19 protein-coding genes, 1 tRNA gene and 1 pseudogene are annotated in these 24,953 nt (G+C 43.6%); 14 read left to right on the plus strand and 7 right to left on the minus strand.

Annotated features, from left to right (window positions below):
- Positions 1 to 47 precede the first annotated feature (47 nt).
- Positions 48 to 695: a hypothetical protein gene (locus KFE98_02340; GenBank protein ID UTW63020.1), complete on the minus strand. Its 648-nt coding sequence runs from the start codon at positions 693 to 695 to the stop codon at positions 48 to 50.
- Between the two features lie 90 nt (positions 696 to 785).
- Between KFE98_02340 and KFE98_02345 the strand changes: the two genes are divergently transcribed.
- The 3 genes from KFE98_02345 to lhgO all read left to right on the plus strand — a co-directional run bounded on the left by KFE98_02345 (position 786) and on the right by lhgO (position 3,053).
- Positions 786 to 1,430 (plus strand): two pore domain potassium channel family protein, encoded by a 645-nt coding sequence (locus KFE98_02345; GenBank protein ID UTW63021.1) that lies wholly within the window; start codon positions 786 to 788, stop codon positions 1,428 to 1,430.
- Positions 1,431 to 1,578: 148 nt separating this feature from the next.
- On the plus strand, positions 1,579 to 1,734 hold the full coding sequence (rpmH, locus tag KFE98_02350) for a 50S ribosomal protein L34 (GenBank protein ID UTW63022.1): 156 nt from the start codon (positions 1,579 to 1,581) through the stop codon (positions 1,732 to 1,734).
- A gap of 23 nt (positions 1,735 to 1,757) precedes the next feature.
- On the plus strand, positions 1,758 to 3,053 hold the full coding sequence (lhgO, locus tag KFE98_02355; GenBank protein UTW63023.1) for an L-2-hydroxyglutarate oxidase: 1,296 nt from the start codon (positions 1,758 to 1,760) through the stop codon (positions 3,051 to 3,053).
- A 239-nt stretch (positions 3,054 to 3,292) separates the two neighbouring features.
- Here the strand turns inward: lhgO and KFE98_02360 are convergent, their stop codons facing one another.
- The 3 genes and pseudogenes from KFE98_02360 to gcvT form a co-directional block, all read right to left on the minus strand.
- Complete coding sequence (locus KFE98_02360; protein ID UTW63024.1) at positions 3,293 to 3,793, minus strand: hypothetical protein; 501 nt, start codon at positions 3,791 to 3,793, stop codon at positions 3,293 to 3,295.
- 218 nt (positions 3,794 to 4,011) lie between these two features.
- On the minus strand, positions 4,012 to 4,743 hold the full coding sequence (locus KFE98_02365; GenBank protein UTW63025.1) for a 2-phosphosulfolactate phosphatase: 732 nt from the start codon (positions 4,741 to 4,743) through the stop codon (positions 4,012 to 4,014).
- A 2-nt stretch (positions 4,744 to 4,745) separates the two neighbouring features.
- Positions 4,746 to 5,830: pseudogene (gene gcvT / locus KFE98_02370) on the minus strand (glycine cleavage system aminomethyltransferase GcvT).
- Positions 5,831 to 5,927: 97 nt separating this feature from the next.
- On the opposite strand from gcvT, the gene KFE98_02375 reads away from it, so the two are divergent.
- On the plus strand, positions 5,928 to 7,826 hold the full coding sequence (locus KFE98_02375; GenBank protein ID UTW63026.1) for a polysaccharide biosynthesis protein: 1,899 nt from the start codon (positions 5,928 to 5,930) through the stop codon (positions 7,824 to 7,826).
- A 216-nt stretch (positions 7,827 to 8,042) separates the two neighbouring features.
- On the opposite strand, the gene KFE98_02380 is transcribed toward KFE98_02375, so the two are convergent.
- Entirely contained in the window at positions 8,043 to 8,627 is a 585-nt protein-coding gene (locus tag KFE98_02380) for a tRNA-(ms[2]io[6]A)-hydroxylase (protein UTW64619.1), read from the minus strand.
- 74 nt (positions 8,628 to 8,701) lie between these two features.
- Between KFE98_02380 and KFE98_02385 the strand changes: the two genes are divergently transcribed.
- The 4 genes from KFE98_02385 to KFE98_02400 all read left to right on the plus strand — a co-directional run bounded on the left by KFE98_02385 (position 8,702) and on the right by KFE98_02400 (position 11,959).
- A complete protein-coding gene (locus KFE98_02385) occupies positions 8,702 to 9,451 on the plus strand; it encodes a hypothetical protein (GenBank protein UTW63027.1) in 750 nt (249 codons plus the stop codon).
- Positions 9,452 to 9,570: 119 nt separating this feature from the next.
- Complete coding sequence (locus KFE98_02390) at positions 9,571 to 10,215, plus strand: OmpH family outer membrane protein (GenBank protein UTW63028.1); 645 nt, start codon at positions 9,571 to 9,573, stop codon at positions 10,213 to 10,215.
- Positions 10,215 to 10,775, plus strand: a complete 561-nt coding sequence (locus tag KFE98_02395) for a DUF4924 family protein (protein UTW63029.1) — start codon at positions 10,215 to 10,217, stop codon at positions 10,773 to 10,775. The genes KFE98_02390 and KFE98_02395 overlap by 1 nt, the downstream gene beginning before the upstream one ends.
- Positions 10,776 to 10,900: 125 nt before the next feature.
- Entirely contained in the window at positions 10,901 to 11,959 is a 1,059-nt protein-coding gene (locus tag KFE98_02400; protein ID UTW63030.1) for a T9SS type A sorting domain-containing protein, read from the plus strand.
- Between the two features lie 54 nt (positions 11,960 to 12,013).
- On the opposite strand, the gene KFE98_02405 is transcribed toward KFE98_02400, so the two are convergent.
- Positions 12,014 to 12,295, minus strand: a complete 282-nt coding sequence (locus tag KFE98_02405; GenBank protein UTW63031.1) for a hypothetical protein — start codon at positions 12,293 to 12,295, stop codon at positions 12,014 to 12,016.
- A 405-nt stretch (positions 12,296 to 12,700) separates the two neighbouring features.
- Here KFE98_02405 and KFE98_02410 point away from each other — a divergent pair, with 405 nt between their 5' ends.
- Positions 12,701 to 14,002, plus strand: coding sequence for a T9SS type A sorting domain-containing protein (locus KFE98_02410; GenBank protein UTW63032.1), 1,302 nt, complete (start codon positions 12,701 to 12,703; stop codon positions 14,000 to 14,002).
- 166 nt (positions 14,003 to 14,168) lie between these two features.
- Positions 14,169 to 16,808, plus strand: a complete 2,640-nt coding sequence (locus tag KFE98_02415) for a T9SS type A sorting domain-containing protein (protein ID UTW63033.1) — start codon at positions 14,169 to 14,171, stop codon at positions 16,806 to 16,808.
- Between the two features lie 246 nt (positions 16,809 to 17,054).
- On the opposite strand, the gene KFE98_02420 is transcribed toward KFE98_02415, so the two are convergent.
- Positions 17,055 to 17,128, minus strand: a tRNA-His gene (locus KFE98_02420).
- 152 nt (positions 17,129 to 17,280) lie between these two features.
- On the opposite strand from KFE98_02420, the gene KFE98_02425 reads away from it, so the two are divergent.
- From KFE98_02425 to KFE98_02440, 4 genes are all read left to right on the plus strand, one after another.
- A complete protein-coding gene (locus tag KFE98_02425) occupies positions 17,281 to 18,405 on the plus strand; it encodes a glycosyltransferase (GenBank protein UTW63034.1) in 1,125 nt (374 codons plus the stop codon).
- Entirely contained in the window at positions 18,387 to 19,670 is a 1,284-nt protein-coding gene (locus KFE98_02430; protein UTW63035.1) for a polysaccharide biosynthesis C-terminal domain-containing protein, read from the plus strand. Before KFE98_02425 ends, KFE98_02430 begins: the two co-directional genes overlap by 19 nt.
- Complete coding sequence (asnB, locus tag KFE98_02435) at positions 19,670 to 21,628, plus strand: asparagine synthase (glutamine-hydrolyzing) (GenBank protein UTW63036.1); 1,959 nt, start codon at positions 19,670 to 19,672, stop codon at positions 21,626 to 21,628. The genes KFE98_02430 and asnB overlap by 1 nt, the downstream gene beginning before the upstream one ends.
- Positions 21,629 to 21,853: 225 nt before the next feature.
- The gene (locus KFE98_02440; GenBank protein UTW63037.1) at positions 21,854 to 24,928 is read left to right on the plus strand and encodes a T9SS type A sorting domain-containing protein; all 3,075 of its coding nucleotides are present in this window, start codon (positions 21,854 to 21,856) and stop codon (positions 24,926 to 24,928) included.
- The last annotated feature ends 25 nt before the right edge of the window (positions 24,929 to 24,953 follow it).

Raw genomic sequence — 24,953 nt, forward strand, 5'->3', positions numbered from 1 at the left:
GATCTCAAAAGAACCAGGCTTCGAATCATTTAACCTTTGTTAGGAGTCTATTTGCTTTCCTCTTTATCTTCTTGCAGAATACGCAAAACTTCAGGATTTACAGCTCCTCCTTTATTACTTAAGAAACGGTTGATGTTTTGATCAGACAACTCGTAGTAAAGCGCCTTTACCTCATCCATCGTCAACCACAAGTTGGGAACTTCGAACGTTTCTGTTTTCTTTTTGTCTGCTTCCAATTTTCCAACATATATACCCAAGGTCTTCTTACCACTTTTGGCAAACTTCATGAAAAGCAAGATATCCTGAAACGAGTCTATATAGATATCACCTGAATTAGCAATGAATGCAGCACGGGTACTAAATCGACCAATATTCTGTTTTGCTGGCAACGACTCGGGAGTAGAAATTACATCGTGCAATTCCATGTAGGCTTCAAGGATTTGCAAAAGTTTTCTCCGGTTGTCATCCTTCATTTCGATAAACGCACCATTTTTTGTCAAATCCACCTGCATCCACAAGTTCGTCACTCCTGTGGAACGGTCAGGGTAAACCAACACCATATCCTCATGGAGTAATTTATTTTCAACTACCTGGCTGGCAGCGTAATGTCCTAAAATCTGTTGACCAAAAACGTTTCCTTGAAAAAGCATAAAAGCTACCAGGAAAACCCATTGAAAGTTGCAAAGTTTTATCATTAGAATCAAGATAGAATTTGATGGATAAAACTAAGCAAAGAATGCAAACCGAAGCCCGCCAATTTGCTATTTTCGCTTGAAGTAGATTCGATGATTAAGAAATGGATTAAAAAAGAGAATCGTTTTCTCTTACTTTTTCTGGCCACTTTAGCCTCCTTGGTGCTCCCTACTTTCTTTCGAAAGGAGCTACTTGCCGACACCTTATTTGTGGTCACCTTTTCCGCTATGGTATTAGCCGGTATTCATGCACTCAAAGGAACTCCTGTTTATCGCCTATCCATATATGGTGGTGTTCTAACCATTGCCTTGTCTTGGTTGGCTTCCTTTCAAATGTTCACCAACAGTACGGCTCAGTTTCAACTCTTCACTTTTCTCTTCTACTTTGCCTTTCTCTTTTATTATGTGCTCAGCCAGGTAATTCGGGAAAAGGAAGTGAACGCCGATGTGATCTATGGTTCGATTACTTGCTTCTTCCTTCTGGGCTATGTGGGAGGCATCTATTTTATAACCCTGGAAAACTTCCTTCCAGGCTCCTTTGACTTTCCTTTCAGCGAAAAATCTGAAAACCTGATCTACTTCAGCTTTGTCACCGTTACCACTTTAGGATATGGAGACATTACCCCCTTAAGTCATGCTGCTCAGCGCTCGAGTGTGGTGTTGGCCATAGCCGGTCAATTTTACATGGCCGTTGTCGTTGCGACCTTGGTTAGTAAATGGGCAAATGGCAGAAAGTGATTTCCCTTTTTTCTTCCTTATTTTCGCGGCAAATCGATTAGAAAAAGGGCTGGCAAAAGATTGACAGGAAAAATTGAAAAATTGATCGCCTGTTTGAAAAATGTTTTTATTTTTGCGCCTCGTTTTTCGGAACAGAAAACTTTAACTCATGAAGAGAACTTTTCAACCCTCGAATACAAAGAGGAAGAACAAGCACGGATTTAGAGAGCGCATGGCTACTAAGAATGGTCGGAAGGTATTAGCTAGCCGCAGGGCGAAGGGAAGAAAGAGTTTAACCGTTTCTGACTCAATTCCAAAAAAATAAGATCTTGACTCAATTATAGTCTAATGAAAAGGCTGCTTCCCGATGGGAGCGGCCTTTTTTTATTTGGACGTTTTATACTTTCGAACTATAAATTACTGAGACCCGTGGCTGAAATTTATGATTTTACGATTGTAGGCGGAGGAATTGTTGGACTGGCTACTGCTTATAAACTTCAACAAAGCTTTCCGGATAAGAAAATTCTGGTGTTGGAAAAAGAGAGCCGCTTTGCGCCTCACCAAACCGGTAACAACTCTGGAGTAATTCACTCCGGAATCTACTACAAACCGGGATCTTACAAAGCTCGAAATTGCGTTCAAGGTCGCCACGAATTGGTCAAGTTTGCCAAAGACTACAACATTCCACATGACATCTGCGGAAAGCTAATTGTAGCTACCGACAAGAGCGAATTACCATTTATGGAGCACATCTACCAAAATGGAATTCAAAACCAGGTGGAAGATGTGGAGTACATTACCGCTGAACAGATCAAAGAGATTGAGCCCTATTGCGAAGGCATTAAGGGTGTTCGGGTCGGCTGCACGGGAATCATCGATTTTAAAGCAGCTACTAACAAAATGGCTGAATTGGTTGAAGGAATCAACGAGCATTCTAAAACGTTGAACAACCAAGAAGTAATCGACCTGGAAAAAGAAGGTGAGTTAACCAAGGTCATCACCCGTACGGATCAGTTCCTTTCTCGCAGAATGATATTCTGCGCCGGACTTCAAGCAGACCGCCTGGCCCGGAAAGATGGTGTGAAACTCAAGGAAAAAGTAGTTGGTTTCCGAGGAGACTACTATGAACTTACCGAAAAGGGGAAAGACAAAGTAAAACACCTAATTTATCCTGTACCCAATCCTGACTTCCCATTCCTCGGGGTGCATTTTACCCGAATGACTGACGGAGAAATTGAGTGTGGCCCCAACGCGGTATTCACATTCAAAAGAGAAGGATACGGCAAAACCGATTTTAACCTGAATGATACGATAGACGCCTTGTCTTATTCAGGCACTTGGAAATTGTTCTTCAACAACATGCAATTCGGTATTAACGAATACCGTCGTGCCTTTTCAAAAAAGCTCTTCCTAAAAACACTTCAACGACTTATCCCTTCCTTGGAAATGGACGATCTCAAACCAGGTCGATCTGGTGTAAGAGCGATGCTATTGAGCATGGATGGAGATACTCGCGACGATTTCCGAATCGAATACAAGGACAATAGCATTCACGTATTAAATGCTCCTTCTCCTGCCGCTACAGCAAGCCTGGCCATTGGAAGCGAAGTGGTGAAAATGGCCAAGGATCATTTTGATCTTTAAAACCGAAAAGAGGAGTTGTTCAATTTTCAGGATCAATTTTCAACTTTCAATTTTCAATCGTTTGGCGACGAACAGCGCTCTTCAATCTTTAAAGTTTAGAGTTTAGCCTTAAGATTGAACCATCAATTGAATCTTAAACTCTTAGGGGAAATATTAAATGTTTAATTGCCTGGAATGAAAGCCCCCTATCCATCCTTACGATTTAGAGTTTAGCCTTAACATTTAAAATTATTCCCCGCCTACTCTGTAAGCTTATACTTGTCTTTGATTTCGCCCCAGTCCCAGATGAAGTTGGACATGATTTCGTCCAGACGCTTTAGGAAAAGTGGATTGGGAGAGTTCATGTGACGGAAATACTCTTCTTGATGCTTGTTCAAGTCATATTTGAAGAATACCGCTTTTGACATGCCGTAAAGAACATTCTTAGAAGGCATATTAATCCGGTTCATGTAACTCTGGTAAGAGCTAATGTGTTGCTTGAGCTTCTCCAGATCAACATTTAATACCGTAGCCAATTCTACATGGATCTTATCAATAAGACGAATGTCTTGATAGTCGTTGAAGTGTTTAGGAATATAGGCCAGGTTACCCGCAATAACAATCATCAGAAAACGATCAGCGTCTTCTGGACGAATGTTGGGATGGGTGGCTAATTCCGAATCTTCATTGATCAATGCAGCCACGTCCGGGAAGCCCCGATCAACCAATTGGAGAATACCCGTGACGAAAAGGTTTGCCAACTTATTTTCGGATATTTTTCTTTTGGTAAGAAATGAAAACATCGAGACCCTTTCTTTGCGTTTCACACAAATCTATAAAGATTGCCTCCCGGTTTTTTTTAAGTGATTTTCACACTTGTCAACAAAGTTATTAACCGTTTTTCGATTTTGTTAATATCTCAAACCAAGGTAACCCAACGATAGGTAACACGCTAAAAATAAATGAGTTGTAAATTTAATTACGGGAGTAATTCTTCCTTTAAAAGGTCAATTAGGCGACCATTTTGCAAAACAGGTAATACTGGGGCAACATCCATTTGAAGGCAATATTTTATGTCTTCTTCCAGGTTTAAGCCATTGAGTCTTCTGCGGTGTGAAGAGTCAATTAAATACTTATTCATGTCGCTTTTTCCCATTTCAAACATCTGACGAGCTACATGAGCTGAATCAGAAAACTCATCGAAGTTTCCAGACTCGGCCAATTTCTCAACCATACATCCGGCAAATAGGGAGTCCTCCATATTGAACCTTCCTCGCCATCCTGCACAAAGCAATACCACATCGCGATTTTGTTCGCACAACCAGTCCGCCAATACCGAGGCATTTAAAAAGGAACCGACAACCACTTCGTGAGCCCTTTTAGCCATTGAAATGGCCCGGGTTCCATTCGTTGTGGTAATCACAATGGTTTTATCCTTAACCCAATCATTCATGTAGTGAAAGGGTGAATTTCCCAATTGAAATCCTTCTACGACTTCTCCTTTGCGCTCGGCAGCTACAACGTAACCCTTCTTTTTGTAATCCAAAGCATCTTCGATGCGTCGAACGGGAATCATCTCTTTGACCCCATTTTGGAAAGCGGCACACATCGCAGAGGTGGCACGAAAAATATCAATGACCACTACAATGGCCTCTTCATTCTCATAAAAGGGGTAAAGGTCTGGCGAGAAACTTACTTCAACCTGTGGCATAATTATCCTTTATAAAAAGGCAATTTAACAACCTTAGCTTTTAGGCTCTTGTTGCGAATTTGGATATAAATCTCAGAATCAGCTTTGTTCAAAGGTACATTTACGTACCCCATTCCGATTCCTTGTTTTAAGGAGGGTGACATGGTACCCGAAGTTACTACACCGATTTCGTTTCCTTCAGCGTCAGCGATAGCATACCCTTGTCTTGGAATTCCGCGGTCGATCATTTCAAATCCGCATAAACGACGCGTTAAACAAGCTTCCTTTTGATTTTGAAGAAACTCACGATCAACGAATTCACCTTTATTCAACTTGGTGATCCATCCTAACCCCGCTTCAAGAGGTGAAGTAGTATCGTCAATATCATTTCCGTAGAGGCAGAAACCCATTTCCAATCTCAAAGTATCTCTGGCTCCCAATCCGATCGGCTTGATACCCAAATCTTTTCCCGCTTCGAAAACGGCATTCCAAACGGCCTCGGCATCATCGTTTTTAATGTAAACCTCAAATCCTCCGGCACCCGTATATCCGGTAGCAGAAACCAATACATTTTCTCGTCCGGCAAAAGTTCCGGTTTCGAACGTGTAATAGGTCATTCCGGCCAAATCCATTTCGGTTAAAGACTGAAGAGCTTCTGCCGCTTTCGGACCTTGAACAGCCAATAACGAGTATTCATCAGAACGGTTATCAATCTTTACCTGGTCTTTGTTGTGCGACTGAATCCAGTCATAATCTTTATCCATGTTAGAAGCGTTAACCACCAACAGGTAATCATCCTCTCCCAAACAATAAACCAACAAATCATCTACAATACCCCTTTGCCATTTGGCATGCAGGAGTACTGAATTTTACCAGGAACCAATTTGCTCACATCATTAGAGGTAACCCGTTGTACCAAATCCATGGCTCCAGGTCCCGACACGAAAAACTCACCCATGTGGGATACATCAAAAACACCTACTCCGTTCCTAACGGTCACGTGTTCTTCATTAAGCCCTGCATAAGAAACAGGCATGTTGTATCCAGCAAAAGGTACCATTTTGGCACCCAGTTCAATATGTAAGTGCGTGAGAGCTGTGTTTTTCATAGCGCAAATTCGATTAAGAGGCAAAAGTAAAAATTACCGTATCCCACTGCCTAAAATGACTAAGAATTTGAATTAAACTACCTTTGCAGCAGGTAAAATGAGCTGGTTCCTCGCTAAAGATAGTACTCCCCGTTGGATCGTTTTGACCATAGACTTGGGGATATGTTTGTTCGCTACGCTGTTGGCCTACTTGGTGCGCTTCAATTTTTCGATACCAGCGAATGAAATTGAGACCTTTCCCCTTGTTTTCCCCATTGTTCTTGGTGTTAGAGGATTGTCCTTCTTTTTAGGAAAGACCTATTCGGGTATTATAAGGTATACCAGCACCACGGATACGCAACGCATATTCAGCACCATTACCTTGGGAAGTTTGGGCTTTATGGCCCTGAACTACATTCGGTTTTTCTTCTTCGATGGAGCCTTCGTGATTCCAATTTCGGTCATCATTATTGACTACTTAGCGGTAATCTTCTTAATGGTATTGATGCGGATTTCCGTCAAGCTGATCTACTTCGAAATTATCAGTCAAAAGAAAAACAAGGAAAACCTACTTATATATGGAGCCGGTGATTCAGGGATTATTACCAAAAGAACCCTGGAACGCGACACACAAACCAATCACAAGATTCTTGGATTTATTGATGACAATCCACGAAAGCACGGCAAGCAATTAGAAGGAATTCGGATCTACCCCGGAAGCTACCTCCCTACTCTGTTAGACAAAAAGGAAATTGACAAGATCATTATTTCCATTCAGCAGTTGGATCGGATGAAGAAAGAGGAAATCACCGAGCTGGGGCTCAACCATCGGGTTGAAGTTCACCGGGTTCCTCCTGTTCGCGATTGGATTAATGGTGAGTTGAGCTATAACCAGATTCGCGAAATGCGAATTGAAGATTTGCTCGGTCGATCGGAGATAAAGCTGGATGCCAGTGAAATCAAACAGCAGATTAGTGGCAAAACACTTTTAATTACCGGAGCGGCAGGAAGTATCGGAGCTGAGATTGTACGCCAGGCTTGCAAGTATTTCCCGGCAAAAATTGTTCTCGTCGATCAGGCAGAATCTGCTCTATTTGATATTGCCAATGAGATTAGTGAAGTATACGGTGACAACATCCTAAAAATAGAAGTGGCGGATATCCGTCAAATGGCCCGAATGGATGATATTATGCGCAAGTATCAGCCCGAAGTAGTTTATCACGCTGCTGCCTACAAACATGTTCCTTTAATGGAACAGAATCCGGAGGAAGCCATTTTGACCAATGTGATGGGGACCCAAAATCTCGCCGATTTGGCCGAGAAATATGGAGTTAAAACCTTCGTTATGATCTCCACGGATAAGGCCGTAAACCCGACTAACGTGATGGGTGCTTCCAAGCGTATTGCTGAGATCTACGTGCAATGTGTAGGTGATCATTCCAAGACTCGCTTCATTACTACCCGATTTGGAAATGTATTGGGATCTAACGGTTCAGTTATACCGGTATTCAGAAAGCAAATTGAAAATGGCGGTCCGATCACGGTTACGCATCCGGAAATCATTCGTTATTTCATGACCATTCCTGAAGCGTGTCAATTGGTATTGGAAGCAGGAACCATGGGTAACGGTGGCGAGATTTTCATCTTCGACATGGGCGAGCCAGTTAAGATTATCGACCTGGCCAAAAAGATGATCAAACTATCGGGCTTGGAACTCGGCCGCGATATCGATATCAAATTTACGGGTCTAAGACCGGGTGAAAAGCTCTACGAAGAGCTTCTGGCTGACGAAGAGAACAACAAACCGACTCACCACCCTCAGATTACCATTGGCTCTGTGAGAAAGTATGATCTTGAAAAGGTAGATTACCAAATCAAGGAACTCATCAAGCTGGCAGGGGCGACCCAAAAGGATCGCTTTAAACTGGTTGGCACCATGAAAAAAATGGTTCCGGAATTCAAAAGCAACAACTCAGAGTATAGCGCCTTGGATGCTGAGAAAAGTAATAAAGCCTGATCAATTTTCAGGCTCAATTTTCAGGCTCAATCTTCAAACTCAATCTTCAAACTCAATCTTCAATCTTCAAGTTCAATCCGATAGCCATCGGATCAGACTCAATTCCTAGCTAAAGAGCGACCTCTGAAAGGCAGTTTCAGAATTCGGAATTCAGAATTTTCAAGTTAGCTTACGGTTCTGTAGATTGAAAATTGAACATCGAGATTCAAGATTCAATCACCCATGCACCTGTTCGCTCTTTCCGAATTGACTGATTACTTCCGCTTCGTAGTCCAGGAATTCGCTCCAGATTTTTTCTACATCTAAGAGGTCCTTACCGTATTTTCTGGCAAATCCTAAGAACATGGTGTAGTGATTGGCTTCACTTTTCATCAGGCTAAAATAGAAGGAGGAAAGTTCCTTGTCTTTGATGTTTTCCGATAATACACGGAATCGTTCACAGCTCCGGGCTTCAATCATTGCTGCAAAAAGCAGCCGATATACCAAGGCTTGATCTCGGTTCAATCCTTTTGGGATGAACTTGGCCAGGAGATTAACGTAAGGATCTTTCCGTTCACGGCCCAAAGAAAATCCACGATCTCTCAACCGCTTGTGAACCATTTGAAAATGGGCCATTTCTTCACGAGCCAAATCCGACATAGCCTCTACCAAATCGTCGAGCTCGGGATAAGTAACTAAAAGAGAGATCGCTGTGGATGCAGCTTTTTGCTCACAAAAGGCGTGATCGGTCAAAATTTCCTGAATATTTCCCTCTGCAATATTCACCCAGCGTGGGTCTGTTGGCAGTCTTAATTTGAACATGGTCTTCTCCATAGAACAAAGGTAAAAATAGGTTTCGCCGGAATTTCCGAAATTTGTAGAAAATTGCAGGTTATTTGAAGATCATTGCACACCGAGGAGCTTCTGGCTGGGCTCCGGAAAATACGTTAGCCGCCTTCCAAAAAGCATTGGACATTGGAGTAGATGCGATCGAGATCGACGTTCGCCCTACCCGCGATCAGCGTATTGTGGTGTTTCATGACAAAAACCTCAACCGCACTACCCCGCTTCGCGGAAGAGTGAGACGACGCTACCTGGCAGAACTCCAAGGCACTGATGCCAGCGATTGGTTCGGCAGGCCCGATTACTTTGGCGAAACCATTCCAACCTTGGATCAAACGCTGGAGTTGCTCAATGGTCAATGCGAACTCTTGATTGAAATAAAAAGTGAAGGCCGATTGATCAAGGCTCCTTTTTTGAGACGGTTGTTTGAATTAATTGATCACTACCAGGCTCACGAGTGGGTAATTCTGCAATCATTCGACACTCGTGTATTGAGAAACATTCATCGCCTCCGACCCGATTTGCGTTTGCAGAAGTTGATTGTTTTAAAAGTTCCTTTGATCGGATTGCAATTTGACAAAACGGTGATGCTGGAAAACATTCTAAAGACACCGTATTACGAAAGCATCAATATGGATCACCGCTTTGTGACTCCCCCGTTGATTCGAAAAATTCACAGGCATCGAAAAAAAATCTGCTGCTGGACGGTAAACAATCCAATAAGAATGAGGCAGTTGCAGAAAAAAGGAGTCGATGGAATCATTACCAACTACCCCGATCGCCTCAAGCGGGTTATCCGTTAACTTCTCTTTTGGAAAGAAGCTTACCGGGTCAGCATCTTTTCAACTACTTTTGCCCCAGAAATCAGGCCCTTTGACAGCCTGAACAGCTAGAAATTGTATCACCCAAATACCCCAGTAAATTGAAGCAGATATTAATCGTATGGAATGTGGTTTTGACCTTGTTGGTCGGTTTCCTTCTTTGGACTATGAATTCAGGTTCATCTCCAGAACCCCAGGAGGCAGAAATCCCAACAGAAGACACAGTAGCCCAGGTAACCCCTGATACGCTTCCCAAGTTTGAAGGCCCAATAGCCTTTGTAAATAACGATACCTTACTGAATGGATACGATTTCTACCAGGACTCCAAACAAGACCTGATTTTGGCCAATCGCCGCTTGGAGGATAAGTACAAAAGAGAAGTTCAGAAATTGGAAAACGAATACCTGGAACTTCGCGAAAAAGCACCATTTATGACTCAATCTCAGGGAGAGGCTGCTCAACAAAAATTGATGGCACGCCAAAATGAGCTAATGGAAATGGAACAGGATCTGGCACTGGAATCTCAAAAACTGGAGATGGAAAAGCTGCAGGAAGTAAAGGATCGCATTGCTGATTACCTGGATCGCTACAAGGAAGAAATGGGTTATGAAATCGTTTTTGGTAGAAGTAACCTGGGTGGTATCCACTACGCTAACAGTCGCATGGACATTACCCAAAAGGTGATGGTCGGCCTAAACGAAGAATACGCCAAGGAAAAAAATCCAGTTCAAGGAGATAAGAAGTAATGATTATAGCCGAGCAAAAAAAGAAGGATAACATTATTGAATACGTTCTTTACATGTGGAATGTAGAGGACTTGTTACGTTCCTTCAATTTGGATCTGGGCATGGTAGAGGACAAGGTTATTGCCCAATACGATGTGGATGAAAAGAAAAAAGAAGAAATCCGCGATTGGTATGTTCAACTTATCAAAGACATGCGGGAAAATGACATCCTTGAATCCGGGCACCTTCCAGATTTAAATGAGTTGATCACGGAACTCAATTTTCTGCACCAAAGTCTGCTTCACTTGTACAACGACACGATTTACCAACGATTGGAAAAGGAAGCTCACGAGAATTTGCTTACGCTCATTGAAAAATCAGGTAAGAAAAACATCTCTCCGATTGAAGCTGGACTCAATGGACTTTACGGTACACTTCTACTAAAAATGAAGCAAAAGCAGATTAGCGAAGAAACGGCAAAGAGCATCAAGACCATTTCCGATCTATTCGCCTACCTGGCTGTGAAGTACCGTGAAATGAAGGCTGGCAAGCTGGTGATGTCTCCTCACAAGAACAATTGAGCCGTAAACTCAATCTAACGACATACTACTGCACCTCAACCTGTATTCTGGCATTCCTAATAACACATGGTGCACCTGTCAGATTTTAGTTTGTGTTGTACCTTCGACCAAACAATACCAAAACCATGTTCAGAAAATCCCTACTCTTTTGCCTGCTAATCGGCTATAGTTCATTCCTCAGTTCTCAGAATACCGCCTATGTGGTTTCCCCCAGCGGAGATATTAAGCAAACTACCAATGGCGGGGCAACCTGGTCCATTATGGGTGACGCCCAACAGACCACCCAAGACATGTCCTTTCCAACCGAATTAACGGGATATGTAGCGTCTCCAAGTGGAGATATCAAACAAACCACCGATGGTGGTGCCACTTGGTCTATCGTTGGAGATGCTCAGCAAACCACAGAAAAAATTTCATTCCCAACTGCATCAACAGGTTATGTTGTATCTCCCAGCGGAGATATTAAACGAACCTCCAATGGTGGAGTTACCTGGTCCATCGTGGGAGATGCCCAACAGACTATACGAGATATTTCTTTTCCGACGGAAACAACCGGATATGTTGTATCCCCAAGTGGAGACATCAAACAAACCACGGATGGTGGTGTCACTTGGTCCATTATGGGTGACGCTCAACAAACCACCAGATCGCTGTCTTTTCCAACTGAATTAGTTGGCTATGTAGTATCTCCAAGTGGAGATATCAAGAAAACGTCAAACGGCGGTGTAACCTGGTCGATTGTGGGAGATGCCCAACAAACGACTGAAGACATGTCCTTCGCCAGCGAATTAGTTGGATATGTTACGGCTCCCAGTGGAAATATCAAACAAACTGTAGATGGAGGCATCACCTGGTCAATTGTAGGCAGTGCCAGCCAGACTACCGATGCCATTTCTGCCGCTCGGGAAACGCCAAATTCAACCGAAAATCTGAATAGTAACCGATTTGAAGAAACGATCAAGATTCATCCTGTCCCAACCCATGGACAGCTGCAGGTAGATGCCGAAGGGACGACTTTAAACTCAGTCATTATCCAGTCCGTGCAAGGCAAGGTTGTATTTTCATCATCCGATTTCTCAGGTTCTCGGGCAACGCTTGACATCAGCTTTTTATCTGCAGGAGTTTACTATGTGGAGGTTAGGACAGAAAACGGACCTTTCGTGCAGAAAATCATCAAAGAATGATCAAGTAGCTCGTTCTCGGGTACCAACGGATTACCCAACTTCTTTCCTAAGGTCTTAAAGTACGAATAGGAGCAAATACATCAATCCGATAACCAAAGCGGCAAATCCCAAAAAGATCTTGAGTTTTTTGAGGCGATACTGTCTCTCCTTTTCTGCTACTTCAAGTCTAAATTGTTCAAATTCCTCTGGAGTCATCTTCTTTCCTCCAATCGCCTCTTTGGTCTTATAGGTGCGTAGGGAATCCGTTTTCTTCTTTAAAGACCCGCTGTTTTTTCCCATATTCCGGTTGGACTTATAGGAATTGATCATGCCCTGGATGGCTCCGAAACCTGCCATATGACTTACTTATTGGTTATCTGATACTAAGATAAGGGTTTCTCAGTTGAGCAGAAATGGATAAAAACCGCCATTTTCACCCCACCATTAACGACTGATATTCAATACAATACCAATCAAACCATCCTCCAAAAGGTCACCTCAAAATTCCTCCAAGTTCAAGCGATAAAATCCTAATTATCTGACTGACGGAACATTGCGGTTAAACTTTTTTCCTATTTTAGCGTAAACATTTAACCCCAAATTAGATGTTATCACCTTAAACTCTACAATATGATTTTTTGCACGTTTAGGCATGCAAAAAAGCTTTTTTCAACCTTGCTAGCTTTTTTCCTGTTTACATTAACACTTAGTTCCCAAAGCTGGACACCTTTATCACAAACTTTAATACCTGGATCAATTGGAATGGGGAAGTTCTTTGTCGATCCTGAGACGAATAGTCTCTACCACACCGGTGAGTATTCCTTATCCGGAAGCAGCCTTCGGGTTGGATTGGTTCGTTGGACTAACGGACAATTCCAAGTACTCGATAGCTCAAGAACCTATTTGAATCGGAGTAACTATTCTACTTCGATGCTTCGCTATCAAAATGAACTCTATGTATGTGGGTCGTTTTCCTACATGGGTGACACCAACAGCGTTCAAAAGTCCTTCTGTAAGTTAGGCGATACAGGATTTAAAGAGACCTCGCAAGCCTTAAAGAGGAATTACAACATTCAAACGATGACCGAATACGACGGACAACTTCTTCTAGCCGGTCGATTCGACAGCTTGGACCATCTATCCTGTAGAAGTATTGCTGCTTGGAATGGTCAGGAGTTTTCTGATTTCCCCGTGCTCGAAGCCAGTGAAAATGGGCTGACTGAGATTACCAGTCTGATTGAGTACAAAGGCCTTTTGTATGCAGGAGGTTTTTTCGGAGATTCTCCCACCAATCGAGATTTGCAGGTCTTTGATGGCACTTCCTGGAAAAGTATTGATGGCTGGTCCGTTGGTACATCTTCAGGCTGGGTAAACGACATGGTCGTGTACAAAGATGAGCTTTACATCGCCGGTGGATTTAGCAAATCTGACGGAAAAGGAATAGCTAACCGCGTTGTAAAATACGACGGCCAATATTTTTATGAGCTCGGTAATGGACTCGACAACACCGTTTATGACTTGGAGGTTCACAATGGCTCCTTGTTTATGTTTGGCGGATTCGAATCTGCTAACGGGATGTCTGCTTCCAAAATAGCGGTTTGGAAAGACGATCATTTCTACACCTTCAGTTCAGATTCCATTGATCAATGGATCTCCGATGCTGTGTTTTATGAGGATTCACTCTTAATTACCGGTTCGTTTCAGCAAATTGGTTCCTCCGGTCCAGGTCAATCAGTGGCCTACCAAGCCAAATGGGCTGGAAAATTTCAGCCTCTGCAAAGTCAGGCAACGGAAGTAAATCGAGTTGGGAATTACACTACCCAAGTTGAGCCACAGCTGGAATCCCAAAAGCCTTTGCGGGCTTACCCGAATCCATTTACCGGTGAAGTTACTTTGGAAAGCCAAACTCCTGGATGGTATTCTCTATTTGATCATCAGGGACGATTGGTATGGTCGGGAGCCTTAGACTCTCCAACCGAGACCATCGATCTGCACCACCTGGATCCTGGCAGTTATCAAATGGTTGATGAAACCGGACATGCAGTGAGTTTGATTAAGAATTAGGGCTGTCCGCCTCCTTTCTTTTCTCATCCTTTTCTTTCCCCTTTGGTGTAAGTCAATTCGGACACGCCCCTACTGAATATTGTCGTTGATCGACGAAGTTGACCTCGTAAACTTAACTGGGGGCAAATCCTGCCCTTAGTTCCTTATACCCTTAAACTAAATTGTTATGCACCTTAAATTTTCTGTTCCTCTTATGCTTGCCTTTTTGGTAGGCCCGCACCTCTATGGTCAAAATCATGTAATTCCCGATGGACGTGGCGAAAGTGCGTCATCCCAACTTTTCTTCACGGAAAACAAAGGGCAATTGGTCGATCTGAATTATGACCCAAGGCCCGAAGTCAAATTTTACCACGAATCCTCCACCATCGAATTGTTTCTACTTGAAAATAGTCGGGTTGTTTTTGGGTTTAACTACCTTTCTTCTTATCCTGGCATTCCCGATTCAATTAGCCGGCTGGACATGACACACATGGTCGATGAAGAAATTTTAACCCCTTCTACCTCAAGCCCCATCGCAGTTGAACAACTCTTGAGAGAAGACAATTATTTTCTTGCTCATTGTCAACCCGGAATTCAGGGAGTGAAAAGCTACCAGCGGGTGGTCTATCCTAACGTTTACCCGCACATTGATCACCATGTATACAGCAATGCAGCTGGATTTAAATTTTACTGGGTGATTCAACCCGGCGGGGATCCGAACGAAATACGCATTCAATTCGACGGGCAGGATCAGTTGCTTGTGGACTCGGTAGAAGTAGAAATTTTCCAAGATCAAATTCAAATAGCCTTGGAGCAAGCCATTGCCTATGAAATTGATGCGAACAATCAAGTCACTCCAACCTCCTGGCAACCCTATTACCGGCATTATCCAGACAGCACCTTGGGATTTTACACCGACAGCTACGATACCACCAAAACCTTAGTCATCCAAGTGGCACCACCTGCTCCTCCCCTTCCAAGTTCTCCCATGGGTTCAATTCGCAACCTGGAATGGAGTACCTATATCGGTGAAAAGAAACAGGATGGTGTTAATGACCTTTTTCACGATAAGCGTGGGTACACCTATTTAATTGGAACCACTCAGAGTAGCAAGTTTCCCTTGGTTGCAAACAAAACGGCTCATGTCGGAGAAACGGATGCCTTTATCGTGGAATTCACCGATCAGGGGCGTAACTACAAAGGCACGTTTTACGGAGGAAAAAAAGACGACGCCTTTACCTGTGGTGAGGCACTGCCCAATGGAGACATTCTCATAGCGGGTAATACCATGAGTCATGTAGTAAATGGCAAGACGAACCCCGATAAAACTCCACAGGATCAAACAAGTTCGGGAATTGTAACCAAATGGGACAATGATCTAAGTCAAATACTCTTTGAGGATTTCTACGGCGGTTCGGCTCAATTAGAAATAGCTGATCTCAGTTATCAAGGGAATCAAGAATTCGTGATCGTTGGAAATACCTATACCCCAGTTGGTACCAATTCAAGGTTAACCTTTGTAAATCGCGGAGGTAACAGTTTTCACCAGCGACTATCCTTTGTTCAGGAAGGATTTATAAGCAGGCTAAGTACCATTCAGGGTGCAGTTATCCATAATACCCAATACGGAGGTGGATCCAAGGATGCCGTTACGGCTGTACAATCCGATGGTCTGGGAAACTACTACATAGCAGGCTATACCGAAACTCGAAAAACAGAAACCGTAAGTTGCTCTCCTTCCAACGACACCCATTATCCCCCAATTGAATTATGCCAGTCCTTGGGCGATTCCATTTTTCGGGATACCAATACCGGACCGGGCTCCGATCTTTTTGTATGTATGTTTAACTCCTTGGACGAACTGAAATGGGCGACCTTAATAGGTTCAGAAAAAAGCGAACTTGAAAATGCACATTTGGCAATTGACCCCGATCAACCTTCTATGGTCTACCTCGGTGGAATGACAGAGGGGCCTTCCAGTTTTCCGATCCCTAACCAAGCTCCGGGATTTCAATGGACTCCGAACACTTCAGGTGTTATGCAAGGTTTTGTTATTCGAATCAACGATCGAAAGAGCATTGATTGGGGCACCCTCATTGGTTGTGACTCCTCATTATCCCTGGTAACCGACATCAAAATGGCCGACAACCTGGGAATTTTAGTCACCGGAGGTACCCTGTGCAACGATCCGCAGTCTCCTCAGAATTATGGATCACCTCCCACCGCCAATCAATTCCCAATGGCCGACAATGGCGGGCAACTTTGGCTACAAAGAGATTCTGGGCAGGTAGCCTCCAAGGGTAGCTGGGAGTCGTTCATTCAGGTTTACAACGCAAGCCACCAGCTGCAATGGAGCACCTTTTACGGAGGAAACGATGCCGATCAATACCAGCGGATTTCCTACGAACCAATCAACCAAAAAATCTACACTTCAGGGTCCAGTAATATTGATAAGACCGCCATACCACTATTGCGACTTCAAAACACCAATAGCTTTTTCGACACCCTATCTCCGCATTTAGGCAACCTCACCACTTACATCGCTCGGTTTGACGGAATGATCAATGCGATGCGCGTTTCGGAAAATTTAATAGAAGATCAATCCTTGAAAATATGGCCCAATCCCACACGAGATATTTTAAATGTTGAGCTACAAGAGGACTCTGAAGTATTCATCCTTAATCTTCAGGGACAAATTGTGGAGCATCAATCCTTTGCAACTGGAGGTGATCAAACCCTTTCGTTGAAAAAATTAGTTCCGGGCAGCTATTGTTTACTTCTTCGAAATAAAGACTTCACCAAGACAGCTAAAGTGATCGTCCAATAACCCAACCGGTGACAGGAAATACATTAGAGGCAAGAATTCAGACTAAATGAACAAAAGAGTGTAAGGCACTCCATGAAAAGGACATATCCATAGAATAGGTGATTCATAGTATATCCATTCTATAGTTTTGAGGGGCATTGCCCCTCTCTTTTTTATGGTAAACCGCAGAAAATAAAGGGCATAAAAAAAGCGAGTGGAATAAGCAAAAACCTCGTTCTCGCTTCTCACACTCGCTTCTCAAATAAGGGTGGCTAACCGGAATCGAACCGGCGACCTCTAGAACCACAATCTAGCGCTCTAACCGACTGAGCTATAGCCACCATTTTAAAGAACATCCTTCAGACGAGGTTAACACCTCAAGAAGGGGCGGCAAATTTAATTAAAAATCAAATTAACGCAAGCCGTTTTTTCATTTCTCTGTTTTCCGTCAAATTTTCCGGCTTTACTTACGTTTGTGTTGGATTCAATTCACTTGAACGACAGACGCCACATACTCGTATTTTCAAGCTGGTACCCAACCTGGAGAGACCCTCAGTTAGGTATTTTCATCAAAAAACAATTTCAGGCTTTAACTCAGTTCCACCGAATAACTGTGGTTTATGCCCAGCGGGGCAAATCCGATTCAATGGTTATTGAAGAAGACGGGGATTTTCGGGAAATTCTATACACCTACAAATCACCACCGGTACTTAGTTTTTTGGGATGGCGAAGAGCCTATCAGAAATTGTTTGCTGAAATAGATAAGGAAACATTCGATCTGGTTCACCTCAACGTAGTTTTTCCCGCTGGCTGGGTGGCTGGTCTTTACGCCCGAAAAAAGAACCTTCCCTTGGTTTGTAGTGAACATTGGTCGGGATATGGATTTGATGATCAGTATTCCGGACGAATTCGCAAACGAATCACCAAGCAGATTTTCAGGCAATGCCAAATGATGCTGGTGGTATCGCCCTGGTTGGCTGGTGCTTTGAAGAAAAGAGGATACGATGGACCTGTAAAACAAGTGCCCAACATTATTCCCTTCTTGCATTTAGAACCCAGCGATCATCCGGAAGATCTGGTGATTTACAATATTGCCGATCACATCGATCGAGATAAAAATATTAGCGGGTTGCTCAAAGGATTCGCTCGATTGCTCGAGCATTTTCCAGCTGCAAGACTGGTTCAGATAGGTGGAGGACCCGATACGGAAGAACTTAAAAACTTGGCTCAAGAACTGAAAATTGAGAAGTCGGTGGACTTCAAAGGACTCTTGCCCAATGAAGAAGTACTTGAGTCTATTCATCAGGCTTCTTTTGGCATCATTAACTCCAGAGCAGAGACTTTTTCAGTGGTTACCTTTGAATTTCTTGCTGCTGGCAAGCCGGTGGTCCTTACCCGTTGTGGTGGACCCGAGCATTATTTTAACGAGAACCTTGGCCTTCTCATTGATCCTGAAAACGATGATCAACTCGATCAGGCCTTGAAACAGATGAGTAATCAATTCAGCCAATATTCTCCGGAAGAATTAAGTCGCTTTGTACGGCGACAGTTTTCTGCTGAAGAGGTGGCCCAAAAAATAAATTCCGCATACCAGGAAGTATGGCAGCAAACAAATTGATAGGGCTCGTATTTGGTACCGCTGCCAGCCGATTTGTAATTACACTTATTGGTTTGGGAACACTTTCACTAAATACCCATTTTCTGGGAGCAGACACCTTTGGGCAACTAAGTATACTTCTTGTATTGGTGGCTGTGTATACCGGAGTTAGTGAATTGGCCGGCGGAGCTGCCCTGGTCTATCTACTTCCGCGGTACTCTCTATCCGAATTGGCCCTACCCTGCTATCTGTGGACGCTTTTAATTCTGTTACCCGGATTTACCATTCAATACATTCTATTTCCTCTTCCCTCAGATTTGATGCTGCTGTTTGGATTGGCCGTAACGGTTCAGTGCCTGAATCATACTCATCTCCATCTTTTGGTAGGTGCTGAGAAAATTGGAAGTTACAACCTCATTACTCTGACTCAAGTGAGCTTCCTGGCCGGCTTTTTAGCCTTATTTTACTATTGGTTGGATCAAGCAAGCCTAAGCACCTTTTTCATGGGGTATTTGTTTTCTCAAATCATCCTTTTGGCTTATTCCTCCTTAATGTTGTATCGAAGAGAGCGCTTCTCCTGGCCCAAGCAGTCGTTTTACGGAATCGTTCAGGAGGTGTTTAAGTATGGCGTAGTGGTTCAAATGGCTAATTTGTTTCAATTGGGAGCTTACCGTGCCAACTACTTCATTTTGGAACGAATTTTCAGCCCCGCCGTCCTGGGCGTTTTTTCCATCGGAAATCAACTTTCTGAAAAAGCATTGATCCCGGCTAACAGCATGGCCATGGTTCAATATTCCAAAATCTCAAATGCCCATGATTCCGAATTTGCCCGAAAGGTCAGCATTCGATTTTTTCAATGGAGTGGCCTGGTCACCTTACTACCTATTTTAATCCTGCTGCTCATTCCTTCCGAATGGATTATTTGGATTTTCGGTCCTGATTTTGGCGAGGCGCAGTCTCTGTTTAAATATTTGGCCCCGGGAATTTTGGCCTTAGGGCTATCCACCATCATTAGTCACTATTTCGCTGGACTTGGAAAACATTACTTCAATACCTGGGTAAGTTTTGCCGGTATGGCCCTCAACATTTTGGGCAGTTTCTTAATCATCCCCCATTATGGTATGCACGGCGCCGCTCTGGTTGTTTCCGGCGTATACCTCGTTCAATTGATCATTCAATTGGTTTTATTTGTTCAACATTCAGGAGCATCCATCTTGGCCTTTATTCCCAATGAAGAGGAGTTAAAAGAAGGTTGGTTGGCGCTTCGCGAAATCATGAAACGCTGATGTGTGGAATAAGTGGCCTGGTAGTTAGAAATCCGTCCAAAGCGGATAACTGGCTAGAATCGATCCGATTTATGCAGGCCCGCATTCGGCATCGCGGACCAGATGATGAAGGTCTTGTAGCCATTGAAGCCAATGGCAATGCCACTCCTCTTTTTGATCTGGATACCATTTTACCTTCCCAACATCAGGAATGGAGCTATTCTCCCAAGCACTCTTGCGAAGACTTTGGTGGACAGCCGCAAGTGGTCTTTGGTCACCGTCGCCTTTCCATTCTCGATTTATCGGCCAGAGGACATCAACCTTTGAGCGACCAAAATGAGAATTGGATTACCTACAACGGAGAACTATACAATTACATAGAGCTCCGAAAAGAGTTGGCGAATCTTGGCCACGAGTTTCAAACCGAAACCGACACCGAGGTTCTTTTGGCGGCCTACCGCGAATGGGGAACGCACTGCTTAGACCGTTTTAATGGAATGTGGTCTTTTGTGATTTACGATGCCAAAAAGAAATGTTTGTTTGGAGCTCGAGACAGAACTGGGGTTAAGCCCTTATACTATCAGTTGGATGAGACGTCATTCAGATTCTGCTCTGAAATGAAGGCCTTAGCCAATCCCCAAAAGAATTCTGCCAATCTTTCCACATTGTATTCGATATTGGTCTACAACCAGTTCTCCTGGCAAGACCAAACGCCCTTTGCGGGAATTAAAGAACTTCCACCCGCCCATCAATTTGTTTACCAGCTCCAGAATAACGACCTGGAAATCCGCCGTTACTTTAAGGCCGACCTCAATACCGAGAAATGGAGTATGCCAACTCGAAAGGATTGGGATGAACAGGTAGATCGTTTAGAAGAGTTACTGGAGCGAGCCGTGGCTCAGCATCTGCGTTCAGACGTTCCAGTAGGCAGCTGCTTAAGTGGTGGATTGGATTCGTCTACCCTCGTTGCTCTATCGGCTAAACAACCTGGTTTCCCCGCTTTTTCGGCACTCTTTCCTGGGTCACCTGTCAACGAAGAAAAATACATTCGGGAGTTTTCCGAACGGTATGAGCTGCAGTGGCATCCCGTATTCCCAGACTCATCCGGATTGATTCAAGACCTCGAGGATTTGGTTTATGCTCAGGACTTGCCCTTGCTATCCAGCAGCACCTTTGCTCAATACCGGGTGATGAAAAAGGCTCAGGAACAAAATGTAAAAGTACTATTGAACGGACAGGGTGCCGACGAACTGTTAGGTGGTTACGATCGGTACTTTGAAACAGCCAGTTGGAATTTTGCCCAACGTCTGGACTTTAAGAATGCCAAAGCTTTCAGCAAATCCGGCTTCAATTTAGCTACCTTGAAATCGAGGTTAAAACCTGGAATTACCAACTTAAAACTCGATGGGGTTAGAAGCGCTCTCTTGGAAAAAACCTTGCCCGAACCCGAATTACTGTCCACGGAATTTGCTCCTTTTGCCCAGCCTTCAGGCGATCCAGCCTATTCGACCGTCAACGAACACTTGTATGCAGATTATTACCAAGGATTTCTCAGTACGCTATTGAGAGCTGAGGATCGCAACAGTATGAGATTTAGCATCGAGTCCCGGGTTCCCTTTGCTGATGACCTGGAATTAGCTCGATGGGCTTTCGCTTTGCCCTCCGGGTTTAAGTTGAGGCCGGGTGAGAACAAACCCTTGCTTAGAAGTCTGTTGCAAAAAAAGAAGTGCCTCCCTATTTCCTTCTTGCAGAGGAAGGATAAATTGGGTTTTGCCACTCCACATAATCAATGGCTCAAGGAAGAAAAAACAGCACTCCTGGAATACCTCGACTACATTCCCGATTCTTGGGTAAATAAGCAGAATTTGAGGCGATATTGGTCTCAAGCAGTGGATAATCCAGGTCCAGAAATGGAGAATTACCGCTTATTTAAGTGGATTACCCTGGGAATTTGGTGTAATCGTTTTGGTATCTCCTAATTCTGCTTGCTCGCCAAAAAACAAACCAAACACTTCAATAACAGCTAATTACACAAAATATCAATTCATTTTTTTTTCGATTCGGCCCACTTTTCGGAAAAAATTTCCCCTATTTGGGTAATCTGGTCTACCAACCGCTACAATTATTTTGCGTTAAAGGGTTGAATAATTATTTTTGAAGGCTTTTAACAATTCATAAACATTTCGTTAACTAAAACACAGGCTATGAATAGAAAATTATCTCTGTTTATTATGATGGCTGCGGGAGCACTTACAGCCACTGCCCAACAAAACGGGAAGGTGGATGTAAATACGTCCCACCCTGCATCCATTGATGAGGTAGTTAGACTGGACCGTAATGGTTCCAAACCTACAGGATCCTCATCAGGAGTGATTCATTTGAACACAGGTGTCCGTGCCACTGCCAGTAATGGTACAAAACTCGGAACCTCTATTTACGACTTACAATCAAACGCCAGTATCGACAACCGGGTGAAGCGCCACTCAGACGGTACAATGACGGCAGCATATACCTTCTCTACTCAGGCTGATCCTTATGCAGATCGTGGTACAGGTTACCTTTACTATGATGGTTCTACCTGGACTGTACAAAATCCTACTTCAAGAGAAGAAGGCGAGCGTATCGGTTGGCCATCAGTAGGCTATACCAAAAGCGGACGTGAGGTTATTCTTTCTCACTCTACTGACAATGACGAAATTCACTTAATTCACCGTAATGGTAAAGGTTCTGGAACCTGGACTGCTGTAAAGGATCCTACCGGAGCTAAAACCGATAACATCGGAACTGGTTACCTTCTATGGCCACGTATGGTTGTGGGTGGAAACAATGGAAACACCTTGCACATGATTGCTCTTACTGAGCCATCAACACTTCAAGGTTCTACTGGTTCTCTTCCTTACCAAGGATTGGATGGAGCATTGGTTTACAACCGCTCTACTGACGGTGGAAATACCTGGGACAGAAAGCACATTGTACTTCCTGGAATGGATTCTACAGTTTATGCAAACGTAAACGCTGACTCTTACTCTATTACTTCTAGAGGAGATGTTGTAGCTGTTGTTTTGGCTCACCGTTTTGGAGACCTTACAGTAGCTAAGTCTATGGACAACGGATCTACCTGGACTTCTTACAAAGTAATTGACTTCCCATACGATGCTTTCTCTTTGGGAGACAGATTGGTTGACACTACCATCACTTCAGACAACAACTGTGATGTTTTGATCGACAAGAACGATCAATTGCACGTTTTCTTCGGAAGCTGGCAGTGGATGGACGATGATACTTCTGACCAGAGCTACTCTGTATTCCAGTTGGCTAACGGTTTGAACTACTGGAGAGAAGATTTTGGTGAAGATAACCACCAAAGATTGGTTAGCTTGATTGATCAAGATGGTGACCCAACAAACTTCAACTTCGTAAACATCGGTAGCGGATTTGACGCTCTTACTGATTACGGTTCAAAATCTTTGAACTCTTACCCATCTGTGGGTATGGACGCTAACGGACACATTTACCTTCTTTTCATGGGTATCATGGAAGATGGTTCTACTGGTCCTTCCGGAAAAGGATACAACGATGGTGTTAAGCACTACCGTCACCAATTCGTAATGAAGTCAGAAGACGGCGGATGTACCTGGGGTAAGCCTATGGACCTTACCGATGCTGGTAACGGATTTGAAGAGTGTGCTTACGGTTGTATGGCTAAAGACGTTGACAACAAAGTTCGCTTCATCTACCAAGAAGATTTGACTCCTGGTACTGCTGTTGGACCTGAAGGTCAAAACGGTAACCACAGTGATGTAACTAACGAAATCGTATACGTAGAGCAAGCTACTTCAGCTATCCCTGCTACTGCTGATCGTTGTATCACTTTCATCTCTGGTGAAACTGAAATTTGCCCTGGTGATTCTGTAGAATTGACTGCTGCTTGTGCTTCTGCTTACAGCTGGAGTACTGGTGAGACTTCTGCTTCCATCTGGGTTAAAACTATCGGTACTTACACTTGTACCATGACTACTCCATGTGGATCTGTAACCGAAACAATTGACGTTAAAACTCCGGCTGTTGGTGTTGGTCCGAAAATTAACTTGACTACTTCTGCAACTGAGCTTTGTCCTTCAGGAAGCCAAGCTGTTGTTAAAGTACAGCACAGCTCAATCGGATCTTCAGGGTTCTACGAGTGGAACAACAACGGTATCTCTACTCAAGTTGATTCTTTCGTAACTACTGGTCCTGGTGTGGTAACTGTAAAAGTGACTAACTGTGTTGGTGGAATTTCCAGCTCTTCTATCACTATTGGTTCTGTTAGCAGCGCTGATGCTACTGTTTCTGGTCGTCCTTTCCTTTGCCCAGGTGAAACTGGAGTATTGGAAGTGCCAGATAACCCAGACGGAACTTATACTTGGACTCTTTCTGGTAGCGTTGTTGGAAACAACCGTCAGTTGAACGTAACTCAAACAGGAACTTACGTTGCCACAGTTACTGCTTGTCAGGGAAGTTTCTCTGCAAAAGATTCTATTACGGTAGCCGTAGAGCCTGCTCCAAGTGCAACTATCTCTGCCAGTGGTGCAGTAGTATTGTGTAAAGGTGAGGCTGCATTGAGTCTTCTTGCTGTTGGTCAAACTGGTGCTACTTTCAAGTGGAACACTGGAGCGACTTCTTCAAGCATCTCTATCAACACTGACTCTGTTCAAGTAGCTACTTACAACTGCTACTCTTACAATGCATGTAACGACTCGGCTATCTCTAACGACATTACAGTAACTGTTAAGGCTTTGCCAAACGCTCCTGTAATTAGCCAGAACGCTGGTGTATTCACTGCTAACACAGCTAACGCTAAGTGGTACTTCTACGATGGTAACAGCTGGATTTACTCAGGTGTAACTGCTCAGACTTACGACGGTAATGCTGCTGGATTGAGCAACAACACTCGTGTTAAGGCAATCGTTGAAGACAACGGATGTGAGTCTGAAGATTCAAACGAAGAGACATTCAAGTCAAATATTGGTGTATCTGAAGTATTCGGAACAAACACTTCTGTGAATGTTTACCCTAACCCTAACAACGGTAACTTCGAAGTAGCCTTCAGCGGAATTGAAATCGACGATATGACTATTGAGGTACGTAACTCTTTGGGTCAGTTGGTTTACCAAAACGTTGTAGCTGTTTCTGGAAACCAAGTTGAAGCTATTCAACTGAACGGTTTGGATAACGGCGTATACTTCCTGAACATTTCAGGAGACGGTGCATCCTTCACTGAAAGAGTGATGGTTCACTAAATAACGAAAGTTTATGAAATAAAAA

It is taken from the genome of bacterium SCSIO 12741, from assembly GCA_024398055.1.
Classification (GTDB): Bacteria; Bacteroidota; Bacteroidia; order Flavobacteriales_G; family Salibacteraceae; genus SCSIO-12741.